Raw genomic sequence first — 20,561 nt, 5'->3', positions numbered from 1 at the left:
AGCAGCCCCAATAAGAACGCTGCAGTGTGCCAGACAGTTCCGGGGCTGTGTTTTGGGGCTGCTGCGCAGCCCAGCGCGGGGCAAGCCCGCTCACCACAGAGTTATGTGTCAGCCTTTAAGAGTTGTGTAGATACCTATGCCCCGATGAGGCCCTCAGCCCCACCACAACACTCAAGGCTCCAACCCAATCCCGCGCAAAATCACACTGGTCACCGTCTGGATCGCCTTCTCGAACTGCATATCCGACAACGGCTGGTGATCATTCAAAATCTTCACCTGGTGATCAAAGTCGGCATAGTGCTGGGTCGACGCCCAGATCATGTACAGCAGGCTCGACGGCTCCACCGGCAGGATGCGTTTGTCTTCCACCCACTGGCGAATTTTCGCTTCCTTCATCTTGGCCCAGTCGTACAGGCTTTCATCCAGGGCCTCACCGAGTGTCGGCGCGCCGTGGATGATCTCGTTGGCCCAGACCTTGGAGCCATAGGGCCGCGTGCGCGAGCGCTGCATCTTGGCGCGGATATAGCTGCTGAGCACCACCCGGGGGTCATCGAAGGTTTCGAAGCTGAGGGCGTCCTGCTTCCACACTTCCAGCAGGTCGAACAGCACCGCGCTGTACAGCTCGCTCTTGGTGGTGAAGTAGTAATGCAGGTTGGAGCGCGGCAGTTGTACTTCTTCGGCGATATCGGCCATGGCAGTGCTGCCGTAGCCCTTTTCGGCGAAGATTTTCTCCGCCGCCAGCAGGATTTTCTCGACGTTGACCCGGCGAATTCCGCTCTTGTGATTGCCCATAAGGGCTCCCTGACAAAGACATGCCCCAAAGACTACCACCGCTCTAGATCGGGGCGACAGGCGCAGTCGAAACTTCGTACACTGCCCGCTCCTAACCATTGATGGGTATTGCACAATGTTGATCAAGAAAACCCTGACCACTGTCGCCCTGCTCGCCTCCCTGCTGGGTGCCTCCGCAGCATTTGCCCATGCTCATCTCAAAAGCTCCACGCCTGCGGCAGACAGCAGCGTCACCGCGCCCAAAGACCTGCGCCTGACCTTCAGCGAAGGCGTCGAAGCCACCTTCACCAAGGTGTCCCTGAGCAAGGATGGCACCGAAATCGCCATCAAAGGCCTGGAAACCCCGGACGCCGACAAGAAAACCCTGGTGGTGACACCGGCCGCCCCACTTGCGGCGGGCACCTACAAGGTGGTGTGGAATGCGGTGTCGGTCGACACCCACAAGAGCAACGGTGAGTACAGCTTCAAGGTCGGCCAATAACCCATGGCAACGCTGCTGGTGCTGTGCCGGTTCGTGCATTTCATCGTCGTGCTGTTGATGTTCGGGGCCCGTGTATTCAGGCCCTGGCTCCTCGGCGCTGAACCGCAGCCGGTGCTGGACCGGCAATTGTTGCGCATCACCCATGGGCTGGCATGGACGGCCCTCGCGTCGGGGGTGATCTGGTTACTGTTGATTACCGCCAGCATGGCCGGTTCATGGCCGGCGGCGCTGGAACTGTCGACCGTGCAGTTGGTGCTGGGCAAGACCTTTTTTGGCCAGGTGTGGACCTGGCACCTGATCGTCAATGGCTTGCTGGTCATCGCCCTGATGACCCCGTGGAAAGCCCCGCGCCTGCCATTGCTCACACTGTTGCTGATGACTCTCGCCCCGGTCGGCCATGGCGCCATGCTCGACGGGCTGAGCGGGCAGTTGTTGATCCTCAACCAGGTGATGCACCTGATATGCGTCGGCGCATGGCTGGGTGGGTTATTGCTGCTGGTATTGATCCTCAGGCAGTCACACCGTGTTGAGCTGGCGCCTGTCCTGCGTCGTTTCAGCGGCGTGGGTTATGGCCTGGTCACCGGCTTGCTGGTGACCGGCCTGATCAATGTGCGCGTACTCACCGGACAGCTGTGGCCCACGCCGTTGTTCAGTGGTTTTGCCCTGATTCTGCTGATCAAGGTGATGCTGGTGCTGGGCATGCTGGCGCTGGCATTGTTGAACCGGTTGCGCCTTGATAGCGGCGAACAGCGGTTGGGCAGCTTGAAGGCCAGCGTGATGCTGGAATGGCTGCTCGGTGTTTGTGCAGTAGCGGTCGTTTCACTCCTTGGCACTTTGCCGCCGATGGTCCTGACGGGCTGAATGTGGAAGGGGCAAGTCGAATCGTCGCACCGCCCCTCCCACATTGATCCTGTGCGCTCTAGATCAACCCACACCTAGTCATCGTATAACTTCTGCTTGACACACCCTGAAAACCCCGCAAATATCCGCTCCAATGTTGTACGACGACGTATAACAAATAATAAAAACAACAAATGAAAGGGAGCGTCACTGTGAGTCCATTCGCCCGCAATTCGTCCGCGCGTCTCAGTGTTATCGGCCTGTTTACCCTGCCCCTCCTCGCCCATGCCGACGGTTTCGTCGATGATGCCAAGGCCACGCTAAACCTGCGCAACGCCTACTTCAACCGCAACTTCACCAACCCGAGCAACCCCCAGGGCAAGGCCGAAGAGTGGACGCAGAGTTTTATTCTCGACGCCAAGTCCGGCTTCACCCAGGGCACCGTGGGGTTCGGCATTGATGTGCTGGGGCTGTATTCCCAGAAGCTCGATGGCGGCAAAGGCACCGGCGGTACCCAACTGTTGCCGATCCACGACGACGGCCGCCCCGCCGACAACTTCGGGCGCCTGGGCGTGGCGCTGAAAACCAGACTGTCGAAGACCGAATTGAAGGTCGGCGAATGGATGCCGGTGCTGCCGATCCTGCGCTCCGACGATGGCCGCTCGCTGCCCCAGACCTTTCGCGGCGGCCAGGTGACGTCCAGCGAAATCGCCGGCCTGACCCTCTACGGCGGCCAGTTTCGCGGCAACAGCCCGCGCAACGACGCGAGCATGGAAGACATGTTCATGAACGGCAAAGCCGCGTTCACCTCCGATCGCTTCAACTTCGGCGGCGGCGAATACACCTTCAACGACAAGCGCACCCAGGTCGGCGTGTGGTACGCCGAGCTGGCCGATATCTACCAGCAGCAGTACTTCAACCTGACCCACAGCCAGCCCGTGGGCGACTGGACCTTGGGGGCCAACCTGGGTTTCTTCAACGGCAAGGAAGACGGCAGCGCCCTGGCCGGCGACCTCGACAACAAGACCGTGTTCGCCCTGCTCTCGGCCAAGTACAACGGCAACACCTTCTACGTGGGCCTGCAAAAACTCACCGGCGACAGCGTGTGGATGCGCGTCAACGGCACCAGCGGTGGCACCCTGGCCAACGACAGCTACAACGCCAGCTACGACAACGCCAAGGAAAAATCCTGGCAGGTGCGGCATGACTTCAACTTTGTCGTACTCGGTGTGCCAGGGCTGACCATGATGAACCGCTATATCAGCGGCAGTAACGTGCACGCGGGGGCGATCACCGATGGCAAGGAATGGGGGCGCGAATCCGAGTTGGCCTACACCGTGCAGAGCGGTGCGTTGAAGAACCTGAACGTTAAGTGGCGTAATTCCACCATGCGTCGGGATTTCAGCAACAACGAGTTCGACGAAAACCGGATCTTTATCAGCTATCCAATCTCCCTGCTGTAGAACCTAGTCTCCCAGCCCCAGAAAATCCCCTGTGGGAGGGGGCTTGCTCCCGATGGCGGTGGGTCAGTAACAGATGCATTCACTGGCACGCCCTCATCGAGGGCAAGCCCCCTCCCACAGTTTGAATCTCACTCATCTGGAAGAACGTTGACAACCTGGGGGATCCCTAACAATACTTCGGCATAGTCATACGACAACCTACAACAAAAATTTGGAATCCCCATGACCACGACCACCCCCACTCCCTTCAACCGCCTGCTGCTCACCGGTGCCGCCGGCGGCCTCGGCAAAGTCCTGCGCGAACGCCTGCGTCCCTACACCCAGGTGCTGCGCCTGTCGGACATCGCCAGCATGGCCCCGCCGGTGGATGCCTCGGAAGAAGTCCAGCCCTGCGACCTCGCCGACAAACAAGCGGTGCACCACCTGGTGGAAGGCGTCGACGCCATCCTGCACTTCGGCGGTGTATCGGTGGAGCGTCCGTTTGAAGAAATCCTCGGCGCCAATATCAGCGGTACCTTCCATATCTACGAAGCCGCACGCCGCCATGGGGTAAAACGTGTGATCTTCGCCAGTTCCAACCATGTGATCGGCTTTTACAAGCAGACCGAAACCATCGACGCCCACTCCCCACGCCGCCCCGACAGCTACTACGGCCTGTCCAAGTCCTACGGCGAAGACATGGCGAGCTTCTACTTCGACCGCTACGGCATCGAGACCGTGAGCATCCGTATCGGCTCCTCGTTCCCCGAACCGCAGAACCGCCGGATGATGCACACCTGGCTGAGCTTCGACGACCTGACCCAACTGCTCGAACGCGCGCTGTATACGCCGAACGTCGGTCACACGGTGGTCTACGGCATGTCGGATAACCTCGACACCTGGTGGGACAACCGCTACGCCGCGCACCTGGGCTACGCCCCGAAAGACAGCTCCGAAGTCTTCCGCGCCCAGGTCGAAACCCAGCCACCGGTAGCCGCCGATGACCCGGCCAAGGTCTATCAGGGTGGGGCGTTCTGCGCCGCCGGGCCGTTCGGTGACTGAGTTCACACCAACCCAAGGGAATGAGTGGCCATGACTGCTGAATTGATCGTCGACGCCCGCAATGCCGTGGGCGAATGCCCGGTGTGGGTGCCCGAGGAAAACGCCCTGTACTGGGTGGATATCCCCAACGGCGGCCTGCAAAAATGGAGCGCCGCCAGCGGCCACGTTGCCGCCTGGAAAGCCCCGCAGATGCTTGCCTGCATTGCCCGCACCACGGCGGGCAACTGGGTCGCCGGGATGGAAACCGGTTTCTTCCAACTCACGCCGCACAACGACGGCAGCCTCGATACCACGCCGTTGGCCAGTGTCGAGCATCCACGCCCGGACATGCGCCTGAACGACGGCCGTTGCGACCGCCAGGGCCGTTTCTGGGCCGGCAGCATGGTGCTGAACATGGGCGCGAATGCGGCCGAAGGCATCCTCTATCGCTATGCATCGGGTTCGGCCCCCCACGCCCATCTGGACGGTTTTATCACCCTCAACGGCCTGGCCTTCAGCCCCGATGGCCGCACGATGTATGCCTCGGATTCGCACCCGCTGGTCCAGCAGATCTGGGCCTTCGACTACGACATCGACACCGGCACGCCGTCCAACCGTCGCGTGTTCGTCGACATGCACAACTTCCTCGGCCGCCCCGACGGCGCCGCCGTGGACGCCGATGGCTGCTACTGGATCTGCGCCAACGACGCCGGCCTGATCCACCGCTTCACCCCCGACGGGCGCCTGGACCGCTCCCTCACCGTACCGGTGAAAAAACCCACCATGTGCGCCTTCGGCGGCAGCCGCCTGGACACCCTGTTCGTCACCTCGATCCGTGACGACCAGAGTGAACAGTCAGTGTCCGGCGGCGTGTTCGCCCTCAACCCCGGTGTCACCGGATTGCCGGAGCCCCGCTTCATCCTTTAGCTGCATCGCTGTGCCTTGAATACAACAATAACAACACAGGAGTGACCTCCCATGGACTTCAAACGCACCTTGCTCGCCGCCGCAGTCTTTACCCTCAGCAGCGCCGCCCAGGCACTGGAAATCAAGTTCGCCGACATCCACCCCGCCGGCTACCCCACCGTCGTCGCCGAAGAAAACATGGGCAAGGCCCTGACCAAGGAAAGTAACGGCGAACTGACCTTCAAGTACTTCCCCGGCGGCGTGCTGGGCTCCGAGAAGGAAGTGGTCGAACAGGCCCAGGTCGGCGCCGTGCAGATGACCCGCGTCAGCCTCGGTATCGTCGGGCCGGTGGTGCCGGACGTGAACGTGTTCAACCTGCCGTTCGTGTTCCGCGACCAGGCGCATATGCGCAAGGTTATCGACGGCGAGATCGGCGACGAGATTCTCGCCAAGATCACCGACTCCGAGTTCGGCCTGGTGGCCCTGGCCTGGATGGACGGCGGCACACGCAACCTCTACACCAAGAAGCCGGTGCGCAAGATCGAAGACCTCAAGGGCATGAAGATCCGCGTGCAAGGCAACCCGCTGTTCATCGACGCCTTCAACGCGATGGGCGCCAACGGCATTGCAATGGACACCGGCGAGATCTTCAGCGCCCTGCAGACCGGGGTGATCGACGGCGCGGAGAACAACCCGCCGACCCTGCTGGAACACAACCACTTCCAGAACGCCAAGTACTACACCCTCACCGAGCACCTGATCCTGCCCGAGCCCATCGTGATGTCGAAAATCACCTGGAACAAGCTCACCCCGGCGCAACAGGTCATGGTCAAAAACGCCGCCAAGGCCGCCCAGGCCGATGAGCGCGCGCTGTGGGATGCCAAGTCCGCCAGCAGTGAGGAAAAACTCAAAAAGGCCGGCGTCGAGTTCATCACCGTCGACAAAAAGCCCTTCTATGACGCCACCGCAGCGGTTCGCGCCAAGTACGGCGCGCCGTACGCCGACATCATCGCGCGCATCGACGCCGTTCAATAACCTCTCCTGCCTCTCGCAAAAGGCCCGGCGCGGTCTGCACCGCCGCGCCCGGTTACGGTGAACGCCATGAAGAATCTACTGCTGCGCATCAACGACCGCATCTACATGACCTGCATCTGGGTCGCCGGCCTCTCGGTTCTCGGCGTCGCACTGATCATCCCCTGGGGCATCTTCGCCCGCTACATCCTCGGCACCGGCTCCAGCTGGCCGGAACCCACCGCCATCCTGCTGATGCTGGTGTTCACCTTTATCGGCGCCGCCGCCAGCTACCGCGCCGGCGCGCATATGTCGGTGGCCATGGTCACGGACCGCCTGCCGCCCGCCCAGCGCCGCATCGTCGGCATCCTGTCGCAACTGCTGATGGGCACCATCTGCCTGTTCATGGCGATCTGGGGCACCAAGCTGTGCGTGTCCACCTGGAACCAGTTCATGAGCGCCATCCCGACCCTGCGCGTGGGCATCACCTATATGCCGATCCCGATTGGCGGGCTGCTGACCCTGATCTTCGTGGTGGAAAAACTCCTGCTCGGTGACCAGAGCAATCGGCGCGTGGTGCGCTTCGACCTGGTGGAAGAAAGCGAAGGGGCTGCCTGATATGGACGCATTGATTCTGCTGGGCAGCTTTATCGCCTTGATCCTGATCGGCATGCCGGTGGCCTACGCCCTGGGCTTGTCGGCGCTGATTGGCGCGTGGTGGATCGACATCCCGTTCCAGGCCCTGATGATTCAGGTGGCGGGCGGGGTGAACAAATTTTCGCTGATGGCGATTCCGTTCTTCGTGCTGGCGGGGGCGATCATGGCCGAGGGCGGCATGTCGCGGCGGCTGGTGGCGTTTGCCGGGGTGCTGGTGGGGTTTGTACGCGGCGGCCTGTCGCTGGTGAACATCATGGCCTCGACGTTCTTTGGCGCCATCTCCGGCTCGTCGGTGGCCGACACCGCCTCGGTCGGCTCGGTGCTGATCCCGGAAATGGAGCGCCGTGGCTACCCACGGGAATTTGCCACCGCCGTCACCGTCAGCGGTTCGGTGCAGGCGCTGTTGACCCCGCCCAGCCATAACTCGGTGCTCTACTCCCTGGCGGCGGGCGGCACGGTGTCCATCGCCTCGCTGTTCATGGCCGGCGTGGTGCCCGGCTTGCTGATGAGCGCGTGCCTGATGGTGCTGTGCCTGATCTTCGCGAAAAAACGCAACTACCCCAAGGGCGAAGTCATCCCCTTGAAACAGGCCCTGAAAATCTGCGCCGACGCGCTGTGGGGCCTGATGGCCATGGTGATCATCCTCGGCGGCATTCTCTCGGGCATTTTCACCGCCACCGAGTCCGCCGCGATTGCCGTGCTGTGGGCGTTCTTCGTGACCATGTTCATCTACCGCGACTACAAATGGAGCGAGCTGCCCAAGCTGATGCACCGCACGGTGCGCACCATTTCCATCGTGATGATCCTGATCGCCTTCGCCGCCAGCTTCGGCTACATCATGACCCTGATGCAGATCCCGGCGAAGATCACCACGCTGTTCCTGACCCTGTCGGACAACCGCTACGTGATCCTGATGTGCATCAACGCCATGCTGCTGTTGCTCGGCACGGTGATGGACATGGCACCGCTGATCCTGATCCTCACGCCAATCCTGCTGCCGGTGGTGCTCGGTATCGGCGTCGACCCGGTGCACTTCGGCATGATCATGCTGGTCAACCTCGGCATTGGCTTGATTACGCCGCCGGTGGGTGCGGTGCTGTTCGTGGGTGCGGCGGTGGGCAAGGTGAGTATCGAGAAGACCGTGAAAGCGCTGCTGCCGTTTTACGCCGTGCTGTTCCTGGTGCTGTTAGCGGTGACTTACATTCCGGCGCTGTCGTTGTGGCTGCCAAGCGTGGTGTTGTGAAGATGATTGAACTTGAAGACCACCTGACCCACCTCACCGTGAATCCGGCCGTGGGCGGCAGCCTCGTCAACTGGACGGTGCGCGCCACCGGGCAACCGCTGCTGCGCCATAACGATGAGCAGGCGATCCATACCGGTTTGCCCGGCAAGCTGGCGTGCTATCCGTTGGTGCCCTGGTCCAACCGCATTGCCCACGGCGGTTTCGACAACCCCGACGGTTGGCTCGCGCTCACGCCCAACAGCCTCACCGATCCGCTGCCGATCCATGGCTCGGCCTGGCAACAGGCGTGGCAGGTGGTCAGCCAGTCGGCGGATGAAGTGGTGCTGGAGGTACTGTGCGAGACGCCGTTTGCCTATCGCGCCGAGCAGCGGATTCGCTTGAGCGATGGGATGCTGAGTATCGAGCTGCGGGTGACGCACCTGGCCGAAACAGCCGCATGGCATGGCGTGGGCTTGCATCCGTACTTTCCGCGCCGTCCGGGTACCCGGTTGCAGGCCAGGGCCGCACAGGTGTGGATGAGTGACGCATCCAAGCTGCCGACGGGGTTGGCGCCGGTGCCGGGCGAGTGGGACTTCCAGGCATTGAAGCCCCTGCCCGAAGGCTTGGTGGACAACGGGTTTTGCCAGTGGGACGGGCATTGTCGGATCGAACAGCCGGACCTGGGCTATGCGCTGGAATGCCAGGCCAGCGGGGCCGATTACTTCCTGCTGTACTGCCCGCCGGGGCTGGGGTTCTTTTGCATCGAGCCGGTGAGCCATCCGGTGAATGCTCATCACCTGGCGGGACGGCCGGGCCTGAAACTGCTGGAACACAATCAGTCGGTCCAACTCAATTTCAACCTGAAATACACCCCCCTGTAGGAGCGAGCTTGCTCGCGAAAAACCTCAGGGCAACGCGGGGCATCAGGCGCCCCGCGTTATCGTTGACGATCTTCGCGAGCAAGCTCGCTCCTACAGGGATCAGCGTCATGCTCAAGGTGGAGAGTTTTTCAGCCGCCCAGCCGTGTCGATACTCACGACAACCGACAACCCCGGCCGCAACCGTTCGCTCTCGGCCTGATCCGGGTCCACGGTGATCCGCACCGGCACGCGTTGGGCAATCTTCACAAAGTTGCCCGTCGCGTTGTCCGCCTGCAACAGGCTGAACTCCGAGCCCGTGGCTGGGGAGATATGCTGCACCGTGCCGTGAAACCTGCGGTGGTTGAGCGCATCCACGGTGAAAGTCACCGGCTGGCCGACCTGCACATTGTCCATCTGGGTTTCCTTCATGTTGGCGATCACCCACAGCTGCTTCGGCACCAGCGCCATCAACTGCGCGCCGGAGTTGACGTAGGCCCCCAGGCGCACGCCAATCTGCCCCAACTGCCCGTCACGGGGCGCCGTAATGCGGGTGTTGGACAGGTCGATCCGCGCCAGCTCCACCGCCGCCTCTGCACTGGCCACCGCCGCTTCCAGGGAGCCGCGATTGACGATCACCGTCTGCAAATCCTGCCGCGCGATTTCCAGGCTGGCCTGGGCCTGGGCCACGGCGGCGATGGTCTGGGCATTGGCGGCGCGGGTCACGTCCAGCTCGCGCCGGGACACCGAACCGTCGCTGATCAGCTCTTCGTTGCGGCGCAGGTCGGCGGTGCTTTTGCGCGCCTGGGCCTGGCTGTCCACCAGTGCGGCCTGGCGCAGCTTGATGGTGGCTTCGGCACTGTTGCGTTGCTGCACCACATTGGCCAGCGCGGCCTTCTGCACCGCCAGTTGCGCCAGGGCCTGGTCGAGGCGCTGCTTGTAGATACGGTCATCCAGGCGCACCAGCAGGTCGCCGGCCTTGACGTACTGGAAGTCCTGCACCGGCACCTCGAACACATAGCCGCTGAGCTGCGGGCCGATAATGGTCACCTGGCCGCGCACCAGAGCGTTCTCGGTGGTTTCCACCGCGCTGCTGAACGGCGGCAATTGCCAGGCATACAGCACGATCAGCACGCCGACGATGGCAATCGCGGCAAAGCCCAGGGACGAGAAGATGCGCACGCGCAATGAGCGCGGCTCGGTAACCGTGGCGCCGGGCGGCGTGGTGCCTTCCGGGGTGGCGGCGATGGCGTTGGTGGTCGTGGTGGTGGGTTCGGTCATGAAGTAGCGCCGCTGGGTTGAACGGGAGTGGCTGCCTTGGTGGTACTCATCAGCCACAGACTGCGGATAAAGATCCAGATCATGGTCAGGATCGCGATAATCGCGATCAGCATGAACACATCGTTGTAGGCCATGACATTGGCCTCGCGGGTCGCCGCCGTGGCCAGGCTGCGGATGCCCATGAGGTTACGCAGTTCCGGGTCGGCGACGATACCGCCATAGGCCGACCCGCCGCTCTGCACCCGTGCGGCCACACGCGGGTCGAGCAGCGTCAGGTGCTCGACGATCATGCTGGAATGATACTTCTCGCGCACGATCTGGAAGGTCCCGAGCAAAGCCGCGCCGATCAGGCCGCCGAGGTTCTGGCAAATCCCGAACATCACCGAAAAGCTCACCAGGTTACGCGGGTTGGCCAGCACGTTTTTGGTCCCCAGCACCATGGTCGGCCCCAGGAAGAAGGTGCCACCGAAGCCTAGCAGGAACTGACTGATGTACAGGTTCTGCGGACGCGTGAGGTTGCTGGAGAAACTGTCCATCACCGAGCCGGTGGCCATCAGCGCCAGGGAAATCACCAGCGGCATCAGCAGGTGCGCCGGGTTGATCGTCAGCGCACTGACCACCAGCCCGCTGATCGCGCCGGCCAGCATCACCACGTACAGCGTATGCATCTGCTGGTAGCTCATGTTCAGCATCTGCATGAACCCCACCGCACCGGTGGACTGCTCCGACAGCACCATGCGAATCAGGATCACCGCCAACGCCAGGCGGATCATGGTGCCGCTGCCCAGCCAGCGGGTCATCAGCATCGGGTTGGCGCGGTTATGCTCGATGGCCAGGCCGGCCATGATCAGCACCAGGGAACAGGCCGAGGCCACGCCGATCCACGGCGCTTCCAGCCACCAGTCGATACGCCCCAGGGACAACACCGCACACAGCAGCGCGACACCGCTGGCGAGAATGGCGAAGGTGACGAAGTCGAGTTTTTCAAAGGTCTTGAAGCGGTCGCCGGGAGGCAGTTTGAGCAGGAATACACAACCCAGGCAGATCAGCGCCAGGCCCAGTTCGAACAGGTAAAGCCCGCGCCATTCGGCGATCTGCAACAAGTCCTCGGAGAACAGCCGCGCCAGGGGCAACGCCAACTGCGCCGTGCCCAGCCCCAGCACCAGGGATTTCAACCGCCACTTGGCCGGGAACGCCTGGATCATGTAATACAAGCCCAACGAACTCAGCGCCGCGCCGACCATGCCGTGGGCGGCCCGTACGGCGATGGCCGAGTTGAGGTCGTTGACGAACAAGTGGCCGAAGGTCACCAGCGCATACAGCACCAGGAACACCTCGGTAAACGCGCGCAGGCCGAATTGCTGGCGGAACTTCACCAGCAGCAGGTTCATGCATACGTTGGTCATCACATAGGCGGCGGGCAGCCAGGCCATTTCCGCGGTGGTCGCACCGAGGGCGCCTTGCAGGTATTGCAGGTTGGCGATCACCAGCGCGTTGCCAAGGCCACCGGTGATTGCCACCAGCACGCCGACCATCGCAAACAGCCAGCGCTTGTGCGTCGGATGCAGCGGCGTCGACGGCGAGCCCGGCAGGCTCGGGCGCTCGTGGGGTTCCCAAGGGCGGGGGGTGTATTTGTCCATTCGATGACCTAGATGAGCCGACGGGTGACGTCGGTAAAACCACTACTCAGAGTAGTAAACCTGAGCGGGGTTCATCTTGCCATCTTGGGCGCGTCGGTCAGCGCCCATCTTGCCACTCATGCGCTGCTTTCTTTACTCGATGGCAGGGATGCCATTATCTCAGCGCGGCACGTTTCCAATATTTCATCCGCCAGGGCCGAGTCATCCGGACACGCCCGCGACAGCATGACCGCACCGATTGCATGGGCCAGCAGGTCGATCATTTTCGCGCGGACCTCTTGCCTGGGCACATCCACACCCGCCGTGTACTTGTCCTCGAGTGCTGCAAGCGTGTTTTCAACGCCACTGGCAAAGGTTGCCTTCAGATCATCTGACTGACGGGCCGCGTCACCACACAGGGCTGCCATGGTGCACCCCTCTCCCCTGCCGTCTCTGTGATCCCTGGACACGTACAGGTTCACAAAGCCCGGAATGTCCAGATCGGAGCTATTCGACAGGGACTTTGCCAGGCTATTTTCCGCTGCTTCGGCCATCAAGTCGGCCTTGGAGCCGAAGTGTTTGTAGAAGCCTCCCTGGGTAAAACCCGCAGTAGCCATGAGTTCTGCCACACCCACACCGTCATAGCCACGCTCACGAAACAGCTCTGACGCCGTCTCCACAATATGAGCTCGGTTGGCGAGTGATTGTGTCTTGGTGATCTTCATTTCGCGCCCCTGGGACTCCTGAACAATGGCCTGACTATACTCTGATGTCGATCACAATCAAAACTGTTGACAGTTTTGATTGTGATCGACATCATAAAACCACCAGCGCATGTCTCTGCGGCTGTACGGCGCGGATCGCCGTCTCTGATCATCCTGAACAATCAAGAGCATCTACTTATGAGCACCCCAGAAACCGTACTGATTACCGGCGCCTCAACAGGCATTGGCGCGACCTACGCCGAGCGTTTTGCCCAACGTGGGCACAATCTCGTGCTGGTAGCCCGCGATAAAGGCCGGCTGGACGCACTGGCCTCGCAGCTGCGTGAGAAACACGCGGTGTCCATTGACGTGATCCAGGCCGACCTGACTCAAACCGGTGACCTGGCCCGCGTCGAAGCACGCCTGCGTGACGACGCCAGTATCGGCATCCTGGTGAACAATGCGGGCGCCGCCCTCTCCGGCAGCTTCATCGAGCAATCCATCGACAGCGTTACCAACCTGGTCGCGCTCAACACCACCGCCCTGGTGCGACTCGCCAGCGCCATCGCTCCACGCCTGGTACACGCCGGTAACGGCGCGATTATCAACATTGGCTCGGTGGTGGGGCTGGCACCGGAATTCGGCATGAGCGTCTACGGTGCAACCAAGGCGTTCGTGCTGTTTCTATCCCAGGGGCTGAGCCTCGAACTCTCGCCCAAGGGCGTCTACGTGCAAGCCGTTCTTCCAGCCGCCACTCGCACGGAAATCTGGGATCGCGCGGGCATCGACATCAATACCCTGAGCGAAATCATGAGCGTGGACGAGTTGGTCGATGCTGCGCTGGTCGGTTTTGATCGTCGCGAGCCGGTGACCATTCCGCCATTGCAAGACGCCGCCCGCTGGGATGCCCTGCAAGCCGCCCGCCAGGGTTTGCTGTCAGAGATTCGCCAATCGGTCGTCGCCGAGCGCTATCAAGCCAAGGCGTGATTGTCACGTATAGCCATGGGAACTGAACGATGAAAGCCTTCCTGATCGACCGTTACGGCAAGCATCAAGGACGCCTTGCCGAGGTACCGGACCCGGAACCGGGCATCCACGACGTACTGGTCAAGGTACATGCCAGCAGCGTCAACCAGCTGGACTCGAAGATCAGCAAGGGTGAATTCAAACTGATCCTGCCGTACACATTCCCGCTGATCATGGGCAACGACCTGGCCGGCGTCGTCGTTCGCGTAGGGTCAGGCGTGCGCACCTTCAAGCCCGGTGACGAGGTCTACGCGCGCCCGCCCGACGCGCGCATCGGTGGCTTTGCCGAGCTGATCGCGATTAAGGAAAGTGCCCTCGCACTGAAACCCAAAAACACCAGCATGGAACAAGCCGCCGCCCTGCCCCTGGTGGCACTGACCGCCTGGCAGGTGCTGGTTGAAACAGCCCGCGTGAAGAAGGGGCAAAAAGTCTTTATCCAGGCGGGCTCCGGTGGTGTCGGCAGCATTGCCATCCAGCTTGCAAAACACCTGGGGGCTTTCGTTGCCACCACGACCAGCACCGCCAACGTGGATTGGGTCAAGGCGTTGGGAGCAGACGTCGTCATCGACTATACGCAGCAGAATTTCGAAAACGTCTTGCGTGACTACGACGTCGTCTTGAACAGCCTCGGCCCCGCCGAACTGGAAAAATCCCTGCGCATTCTCAAACCGGGTGGGCAGCTCATCTCCATCTCGGGGCCACCGACCGCCGAGTTCGCACGCGAGCAAAAGCTGTCCTGGGGACTCGGTTGGATCATGCGCCTGTTAAGCAGCGGCATACGCAGAAAAGCCCGCAGGCAGGGCGTCGACTATGGGTTCGTGTTCATGCGTGCGAGCGGTGCGCAATTGCAGAAAATCACCGCGCTCGTCGAGTCCGGCGCTATCACACCGGTGATCGACCGAACCTTCCCTCTCGAGGCAACGGCTGAGGCCTTGAGCTACGTCGAACGGGGCAGAGCCAAGGGCAAGGTGGTGATCAAGGTCCTATGACTAAGCCCACCCAACGCTCAAGCTGATGGCGATGCAGACTTGTCCCCCGTGAGGGTGCGAAGCGCCCCCAGCGCGGGACAAGCCCGCTCACCACATCAGCGGCCTGCCACAGTGGATCTCATGGGCATCCACAAGCGCATTTCAAATCAGATCCAACCGAGCCAGCTCCAGTAAGTCGCCGCAAACACCAACATCAACCCATACCCGATCAACGTCACCAGGATCCCCACCTTGGCAAACTGCCGCGCCGTAAACGTCCCCGTCCCCAGGCACACCATGTTCTGCGGCGCATTGATCGGCAGGATAAACCCGTAGCTCATCACAAACCCCAACAGCATGGTCATGCCCAAGCGGTTGAACTCCCCCGGCAAGGTCTGCAGCACCGCAATCAATATCGGCAACAACGCCGAAGTCAGCGCCGTGGCGCTGGCAAAGCCCAGGTGGATCACAATCAGAAACGCCCCCAGGATCGCAAACACCCCCAGCGGCCCGACCTGATCCAGGCCGGTGTGTGCCACCACCTGAGACCCCAGCCATTGCCCGGCCTGGGTGGTCAGCAATGCGGTACCGAGGCTGATGCCCACGCCAAACACGATCACCGTGCCCCACGGAATGCGCGATTGCACATCTTTCCAGGTCATCACCCCGATGCCCGGCAGCAGCAGGAACACCAACCCGGCGTAGGTGGTCGAGGTGGTGTCGAACGGGTGCAGGCGCCCTTCCGTGGCCCATGCCAACAGCAGCAGCACCGACACCGTCAGCAAACGTTTCTGCGGGCCGGTCATCGGGCCAATGTCCACCAGGGACTGGGCCACGGCCTCCTTGCCACCGGGGATGCTGTCGGTTTCCGGCGGCAGCAGCTTGATCACCAGGAACAGCAACACCGCCGACATGATCACCGCCCACGGCGCGCCGGCGATCAGCCAGTCGATCCACGACACGCGCTGGCCGAGCATCTTGTCCATAAAGCCCACGGTCAGCAGGTTTTGCGCGGCGGCGGTCTGGATGCCGACGTTCCAGATGCTGGTGCCCTGGGCCACCACGATCATCAGGCCGGCGGCGATGTTGGAGCGCTTGTCCACGCCAAACGCGGCGACCACGCCCATCATGATCGGCACCACACAGGCGCTGCGCGCAGTGGCGCTTGGCACCACGAGGCTGAGCAGGATCGTCACCGCAATCGCCCCGAGCAGAATGCCCCGCGTGCTGGTGCCGACGCGGGTCAGGGTCACCAGGGCGATGCGCCGGTCCAGGCCGGTGTGGGTCATGGCCGCCGCAATGAACAACGCGCCCGCCACCAGGGCCAATGCCGGGTTGGAAAAGCCGGTAAGCGCCATGCTGATGGCCGGGCTGGAGCCGATCAGGTGCGTGGGGTCTTGCAGCGACGGCGCGGTGCCGAGCAAAAACGCCATGAGCGAGGTGATCATGATCGCGCTGGCTTCATAGGACACCGCCTCGGTGATCCACACCACCACCGCAAACGCGAGGATCGCCAGCATGCGCTGCCCGGCCACCGGCAGGTCGGCGGGCAGCGGCAACAGCAGCACGCCGACCATCACCAGTACGCCGATCACCAGGCCCAGGGGCAACTTGAAAGAGGCTGCGGTTGTTGCGGGGGCGTTCATGGCGGGCTCCGTCGGGCTCTGAATCAGGGAGGCAGCATGGGGCAAAGCGCCGCAACAGGTGTTGACGGGTATCAACACCCTAGGTCAATAACTGGCTCAATACCGCCCGCAACTTGCCGGGCTTGAGCGGTTTGTTCAGCAACGGCGCGTCCAGGCGGCGCAGCGCGCGGCGGCACTGGTCAGTGCGGTCGGCGGTGATGATCACGGCGGGGATGTTCTGCGCGAAATGCTCGCGCAGGTGCTTGACCACCGCACAACCCACCACCCCATGGTCAAGGTGGTAGTCGGCGAGGATCAGCTCCGGCGCCCTGCCCTGCAAAGCCAGCAACGCCCCGGCCTGGTCGGTGGCGGTAATTACCTCGCAGCCCCACTGCCCCAGCAGCGCGCGCATGCTGTCGAGGATGCTCACCTCGTTGTCGATTACCAGCAAACGCCGCCCCGGCAGCGGGTTACCCGTGGTCGGCAGCACCGGCAGTTGGCTGATCGCCAGGGGCATCTCTTCGCTGATGGGCACCTCGATGCTGAACATCGAGCCGCGCCCCGGCCACGAACGGACCGCCACCGGGTAGCCGAGGATCTCGGCGATGCGCTCGACAATCGCCAGGCCCAGCCCTACGCCTTTGCGGTCCGAGGCACGGCCGACGTCGAGCTGGTTGAACTCGAGGAAGATCGCGTCGAGGCGGTCGGCCGCGATGCCGCGCCCGGTGTCCCACACTTCCAGGCGCAGGCGATCGCCACGGCGGCGCGCGCCGAGCAGGATGCAGCCCTCGTCGGTGTAGCGACAGGCGTTGCTGAGGAAGTTACGCAGGATCCGCGTCACCAGGCGCAGGTCGGTGCGAATCGCATAATGGCCGGTACGCGCGCGCAGGTTCAGCCCGGCCGCCAGCGCCACCGACTGGAACTCCGAGACCAGAGGCGCAAACAGCTCATCCAGGCGATACAGCGCCACATCGGGCTTGACCGCCGCCTGGTCGAGCCGCGAAATATCCAGCAGGTCGGTGAGCAAATCCTCGGCGCCTTCCAGGGCCTGGTGCGTACGTTCCACCAGCACTTGTTCGACGCTGGGCAGCTTGCGCTCGCGCAGGGTGGAGATCAGCAGTCGCGCGGCGTTGAGTGGCTGCAACAGGTCATGGCTGGCGGCGGCGAGGTATTTGTCCTTGCTGCGGTTGGCGGCCTCGGCGGCATCGCGGGCGTCACGCAGCTCCTGCTCGACCTGCTCGCGCTGGGCGATCTGCTGTTGCAGGTTGCGGTTGGCTTCCAGCAGTTCATCGGTGCGCGCCGCCACGCGCTGCTCCAGCTCATCGTTGAGACGGATATAGCGGTTGCGCTCGGCCTCCAACTCGTCGAGACGCGCGGTGAGTTCCGGGTAGTGGCTCTTGCGCGCCGAGTGATTACCCAGGCCCAACAGACCGGCGAGGGCCTGTTGCTGGTCGTCAGAGCGCTTCGCCATACACCACCTCGACATCACGCTGGCTGGACTCGCGCGGGTTGGTGAGGATGCACGGGTCGTGCATCGCATGCTGGGACAGGAACGGAATGTCCGCCACGCGCACGCCATGCAGGCCGAGGGTTTCATGGAAGCCGATGGCGTGTTTCAGGGCAATCAGGTGTTCCACCAGGCGCCCACAGATCTGTCGGTGGTTGAGGCCACGGCAATCGATGCCGAAGGTCTCGGCAATCACCTTGAAGCGCTCCGGCGCCGAGTTGTAGTTGAACGCCACCACGTGTTCCACCAGCACCGCGTTGCACAAGCCATGGGGCAGGTCGAGAAACCCGCCGAGGCTGTGGGACATGGCATGCACCGCGCCGAGGATCGCATTGGAGAACGCCAACCCCGCCTGCATGCTGCCGAGCATGATCTTCTCGCGCAGGGCAATGTCACCGGGGTTGGCGATCATCTGCACCAGGTTGCCGTTGATCAGGCGCATGGCTTCCAGCGCATGGGGGTCGGTCAGCGGGCCATGGCCGGTGGACACGAACGCCTCGATGGCATGCACCAGCGCATCGATGCCGGTACAGGCGGACAGGAACGGGTCCATGCTCGCCGTGGTTTCCGGGTCGATCAGCGACACATCCGGCACCACCGCCTTGCTGACGATGGAGAACTTCATGCGTTCCTGCTGGTTGGAAATGATCACGAACTGCGAGACATCCGCCGAGGTGCCGGCGGTGGTGGGGATCAGGATCAGTGGCGGGCTCGGCACGCGGATGGTGTCCACGCCTTCGAACTCGAGGATGCAGCGCCCATGGGCGACCACAATGCCGATGGCCTTGCCGCAGTCCATGGGGCTGCCGCCGCCGATGGCCACGATCACGTCGCAATGGTTTTCCCGGTACACCTCGGCACCGAGCATCACTTCCTCGACGCGCGGGTTGGGCGACACGGCGCTGTACAGGCAGTAGTCGATGCCGATGGCCTGCAGGCTGGCTTCCACATCGGCGACCCATCCGGCGGCGATCACACCGGGGTCGCTGACCACCAGGACCTTGCGCGCACCAAAGGTCTTGGCGTAGTTACCGACGTTGTGCCGACAGCCGGCACCGAAGATGATTTCAGGCGAGACGAATTTACGCAGGAGGCTCAGATTGGGGCTCATTGGAAAGCCTGTTGTTATTATTTTTGGGAGATGCGCTTCACACTAACCCATTCCGGGGCGAATGCAATCAGACCAAAGGGTCATTCCCAATATGGCCCCGGGGCCGGTTGGTCGCATCTAGGGATGCCGTACTGTAAAGCGCCAGCACGGCGCGAACCGCTGTGTTGTTTTCTGCAGAGGCGTGCAGACTTAGTTGGGGGGCCACTTTTTGGGAGCGGGTGCTGGGGTGATTCTGCTCAATCGTTGAATTTAGGCGGTCCATTCCTTTTCGGTACACCATTGCTGCACATCTGCAATCAGTTGTGCTGAAAACGGTTGAAGATTGGGAAGTTTTTTCTCGTATTTTCTAATGCTCTCTAAAAAGAAAGCGATGAAGGCGGCACCAATCAATCTGCGTTGAGCAGCCTTGTCTTTTTTCAGTGGGACGAAATCTTCCTCGTCCATGGCAATATCCAGACCGAGCATTTTATCTTTGGCGTAATAGCGACAACGTGTTTTTCGCTCCAGCTTCTTGGGCACGCATCGCATGCAGACCGCAAGATCCCAGTCAAGGGAGGGATACTTCTTTTCAAGAATCTCACTCAGACTATTCAGTCTCGTCAGTGATTTCAAAGACTTTCGTCCAGCTCGGGGAATCCGATGTTGAATCGACTCGCATAAAGGAATCCTCATATCAGTGTCTGCATTTATTGCCTGGTGGCAACTTTCCTCGGCGCTTGAAATATTTTCCGATTTTTAACCTTTCCCATATCTGCATGTTGCCCTTCGTTGGGGCTGCCATAATGCGTTGGTAGGCTAGATTGTTAACTTTAAGCCACCGTTGTGTGTATCGTCGGTTGGGATTGACTGTTTCGACGACTTTCCACACTTCGCCTTTTTTCAAATAGACTTGGCCTATTGGCTGTTTATGGCCCCATGCCATTCATTATAAAAGCCATTCGCGCTCCAAATGACGCACGTTAGCTGTAATAAACCCGCTGTTTTTTTGAAAAGCAGTCGCGTCAGAGTTGAAACCATTTGAATCGTCTATTCATTTCTTCTTTTTCTCAAATAATAATCCAGGTATTTTTTTGGTCTTTCTTTGAAAGCTCTTTCTTTTCCGATGGAATAAGCCTCATCAAAATATCGAAAAGCCTCGTCCTCCTCATAAAGCTCGAGACAAACCATACCCAAATCCATCAATGGCCCGGTATTCCGTTGGGAGCTTCTGCCAGCGAGTGCAGCTTGAGCCCAACACTTAGATTTTTTGAAATCACCGTTGTCAAAGTAGAAATTGTAAAGCGAGCCTGCAATCCATCCGGTCAATAGCTTCCAGCCCAATTTTGGCTCTGGGAGTAGCTCCCACGCTTGAATATAAGCAGCAAGCGCCTGAGTTTTTTTACCCTCTTCGTCCAGCTTATTTCCATCTTCTACAATGGAAGAAATTTTCGCATCCAGATCTGGACTTTCTTCAGATAGGTCTTTCATAGGT

General features: G+C 61.3%; 21 protein-coding genes. 11 read left to right on the top strand and 10 right to left on the bottom strand.

What is annotated here, in order from left to right:
- Positions 1 to 171: 171 nt before the first annotated feature.
- A complete protein-coding gene (locus tag PspCFBP13509_RS18845; protein ID WP_027606227.1) occupies positions 172 to 792 on the bottom strand; it encodes a TetR/AcrR family transcriptional regulator in 621 nt (206 codons plus the stop codon).
- Positions 793 to 907: 115 nt separating this feature from the next.
- On the opposite strand from PspCFBP13509_RS18845, the gene copC reads away from it, so the two are divergent.
- The 9 genes from copC to PspCFBP13509_RS18800 all read left to right on the top strand — a co-directional run bounded on the left by copC (position 908) and on the right by PspCFBP13509_RS18800 (position 9,273).
- The gene (gene copC, locus PspCFBP13509_RS18840; RefSeq protein ID WP_065927010.1) at positions 908 to 1,273 is read left to right on the top strand and encodes a copper homeostasis periplasmic binding protein CopC; all 366 of its coding nucleotides are present in this window, start codon (positions 908 to 910) and stop codon (positions 1,271 to 1,273) included.
- Between the two features lie 3 nt (positions 1,274 to 1,276).
- On the top strand, positions 1,277 to 2,134 hold the full coding sequence (copD, locus tag PspCFBP13509_RS18835) for a copper homeostasis membrane protein CopD (RefSeq protein WP_074847223.1): 858 nt from the start codon (positions 1,277 to 1,279) through the stop codon (positions 2,132 to 2,134).
- A 191-nt stretch (positions 2,135 to 2,325) separates the two neighbouring features.
- Positions 2,326 to 3,576, top strand: a complete 1,251-nt coding sequence (locus PspCFBP13509_RS18830) for an OprD family porin (RefSeq protein WP_137212487.1) — start codon at positions 2,326 to 2,328, stop codon at positions 3,574 to 3,576.
- A 222-nt stretch (positions 3,577 to 3,798) separates the two neighbouring features.
- A complete protein-coding gene (locus tag PspCFBP13509_RS18825; protein ID WP_065927007.1) occupies positions 3,799 to 4,617 on the top strand; it encodes an NAD-dependent epimerase/dehydratase family protein in 819 nt (272 codons plus the stop codon).
- 30 nt (positions 4,618 to 4,647) lie between these two features.
- Complete coding sequence (locus PspCFBP13509_RS18820) at positions 4,648 to 5,523, top strand: SMP-30/gluconolactonase/LRE family protein (RefSeq protein WP_065927006.1); 876 nt, start codon at positions 4,648 to 4,650, stop codon at positions 5,521 to 5,523.
- Positions 5,524 to 5,574: 51 nt separating this feature from the next.
- The gene (locus PspCFBP13509_RS18815) at positions 5,575 to 6,537 is read left to right on the top strand and encodes a TRAP transporter substrate-binding protein (protein ID WP_065927005.1); all 963 of its coding nucleotides are present in this window, start codon (positions 5,575 to 5,577) and stop codon (positions 6,535 to 6,537) included.
- Positions 6,538 to 6,603: 66 nt separating this feature from the next.
- Positions 6,604 to 7,131 (top strand): TRAP transporter small permease, encoded by a 528-nt coding sequence (locus tag PspCFBP13509_RS18810; protein WP_065927004.1) that lies wholly within the window; start codon positions 6,604 to 6,606, stop codon positions 7,129 to 7,131.
- A 1-nt stretch (position 7,132) separates the two neighbouring features.
- Positions 7,133 to 8,413, top strand: coding sequence for a TRAP transporter large permease (locus PspCFBP13509_RS18805; RefSeq protein WP_065948402.1), 1,281 nt, complete (start codon positions 7,133 to 7,135; stop codon positions 8,411 to 8,413).
- 2 nt (positions 8,414 to 8,415) lie between these two features.
- Entirely contained in the window at positions 8,416 to 9,273 is an 858-nt protein-coding gene (locus tag PspCFBP13509_RS18800; protein WP_137212486.1) for an aldose 1-epimerase, read from the top strand.
- Positions 9,274 to 9,384: 111 nt separating this feature from the next.
- Here the strand turns inward: PspCFBP13509_RS18800 and PspCFBP13509_RS18795 are convergent, their stop codons facing one another.
- From PspCFBP13509_RS18795 to PspCFBP13509_RS18785, 3 genes are all read right to left on the bottom strand, one after another.
- Positions 9,385 to 10,530 carry an HlyD family secretion protein gene (locus tag PspCFBP13509_RS18795; RefSeq protein ID WP_065948404.1) on the bottom strand — a complete coding sequence of 382 codons (1,146 nt, stop codon included), beginning with the start codon at positions 10,528 to 10,530 and terminating at the stop codon, positions 9,385 to 9,387.
- The gene (locus PspCFBP13509_RS18790; protein ID WP_065927000.1) at positions 10,527 to 12,170 is read right to left on the bottom strand and encodes an MFS transporter; all 1,644 of its coding nucleotides are present in this window, start codon (positions 12,168 to 12,170) and stop codon (positions 10,527 to 10,529) included. The genes PspCFBP13509_RS18795 and PspCFBP13509_RS18790 overlap by 4 nt, the downstream gene beginning before the upstream one ends.
- A gap of 116 nt (positions 12,171 to 12,286) precedes the next feature.
- On the bottom strand, positions 12,287 to 12,874 hold the full coding sequence (locus tag PspCFBP13509_RS18785; protein WP_065926999.1) for a TetR/AcrR family transcriptional regulator: 588 nt from the start codon (positions 12,872 to 12,874) through the stop codon (positions 12,287 to 12,289).
- A 177-nt stretch (positions 12,875 to 13,051) separates the two neighbouring features.
- Between PspCFBP13509_RS18785 and PspCFBP13509_RS18780 the strand changes: the two genes are divergently transcribed.
- Together PspCFBP13509_RS18780 and PspCFBP13509_RS18775 are read left to right on the top strand one after the other, a co-directional pair.
- Positions 13,052 to 13,840, top strand: coding sequence for an SDR family NAD(P)-dependent oxidoreductase (locus PspCFBP13509_RS18780; RefSeq protein WP_065926998.1), 789 nt, complete (start codon positions 13,052 to 13,054; stop codon positions 13,838 to 13,840).
- A 29-nt stretch (positions 13,841 to 13,869) separates the two neighbouring features.
- Entirely contained in the window at positions 13,870 to 14,868 is a 999-nt protein-coding gene (locus PspCFBP13509_RS18775) for an NADP-dependent oxidoreductase (RefSeq protein WP_074847226.1), read from the top strand.
- A gap of 146 nt (positions 14,869 to 15,014) precedes the next feature.
- Here the strand turns inward: PspCFBP13509_RS18775 and PspCFBP13509_RS18770 are convergent, their stop codons facing one another.
- The 6 genes from PspCFBP13509_RS18770 to PspCFBP13509_RS18745 form a co-directional block, all read right to left on the bottom strand.
- Entirely contained in the window at positions 15,015 to 16,493 is a 1,479-nt protein-coding gene (locus tag PspCFBP13509_RS18770) for a DASS family sodium-coupled anion symporter (RefSeq protein ID WP_027606213.1), read from the bottom strand.
- A gap of 79 nt (positions 16,494 to 16,572) precedes the next feature.
- Positions 16,573 to 17,943, bottom strand: coding sequence for an ATP-binding response regulator (locus PspCFBP13509_RS18765; RefSeq protein WP_065926996.1), 1,371 nt, complete (start codon positions 17,941 to 17,943; stop codon positions 16,573 to 16,575).
- Positions 17,927 to 19,090, bottom strand: a complete 1,164-nt coding sequence (gene ercA / locus PspCFBP13509_RS18760) for an alcohol dehydrogenase-like regulatory protein ErcA (RefSeq protein WP_065926995.1) — start codon at positions 19,088 to 19,090, stop codon at positions 17,927 to 17,929. Before ercA ends, PspCFBP13509_RS18765 begins: the two co-directional genes overlap by 17 nt.
- 249 nt (positions 19,091 to 19,339) lie before the next feature.
- Positions 19,340 to 19,702, bottom strand: coding sequence for a hypothetical protein (locus PspCFBP13509_RS18755; RefSeq protein ID WP_178084553.1), 363 nt, complete (start codon positions 19,700 to 19,702; stop codon positions 19,340 to 19,342).
- 61 nt (positions 19,703 to 19,763) lie between these two features.
- Complete coding sequence (locus PspCFBP13509_RS32200) at positions 19,764 to 20,012, bottom strand: hypothetical protein (RefSeq protein WP_137212485.1); 249 nt, start codon at positions 20,010 to 20,012, stop codon at positions 19,764 to 19,766.
- Between the two features lie 104 nt (positions 20,013 to 20,116).
- Positions 20,117 to 20,557 carry a hypothetical protein gene (locus PspCFBP13509_RS18745; protein WP_137212484.1) on the bottom strand — a complete coding sequence of 147 codons (441 nt, stop codon included), beginning with the start codon at positions 20,555 to 20,557 and terminating at the stop codon, positions 20,117 to 20,119.
- Between the last annotated feature and the right edge of the window lie 4 nt (positions 20,558 to 20,561).

Origin of the sequence: Pseudomonas sp. CFBP13509 (assembly GCF_005233485.1) — a bacterium.
GTDB lineage: Bacteria > Pseudomonadota > Gammaproteobacteria > Pseudomonadales > Pseudomonadaceae > Aquipseudomonas > Aquipseudomonas marginalis.
Note: the sequence above shows the minus strand (reverse complement) of the source record. Positions and strands in the feature narration are given on the sequence as shown.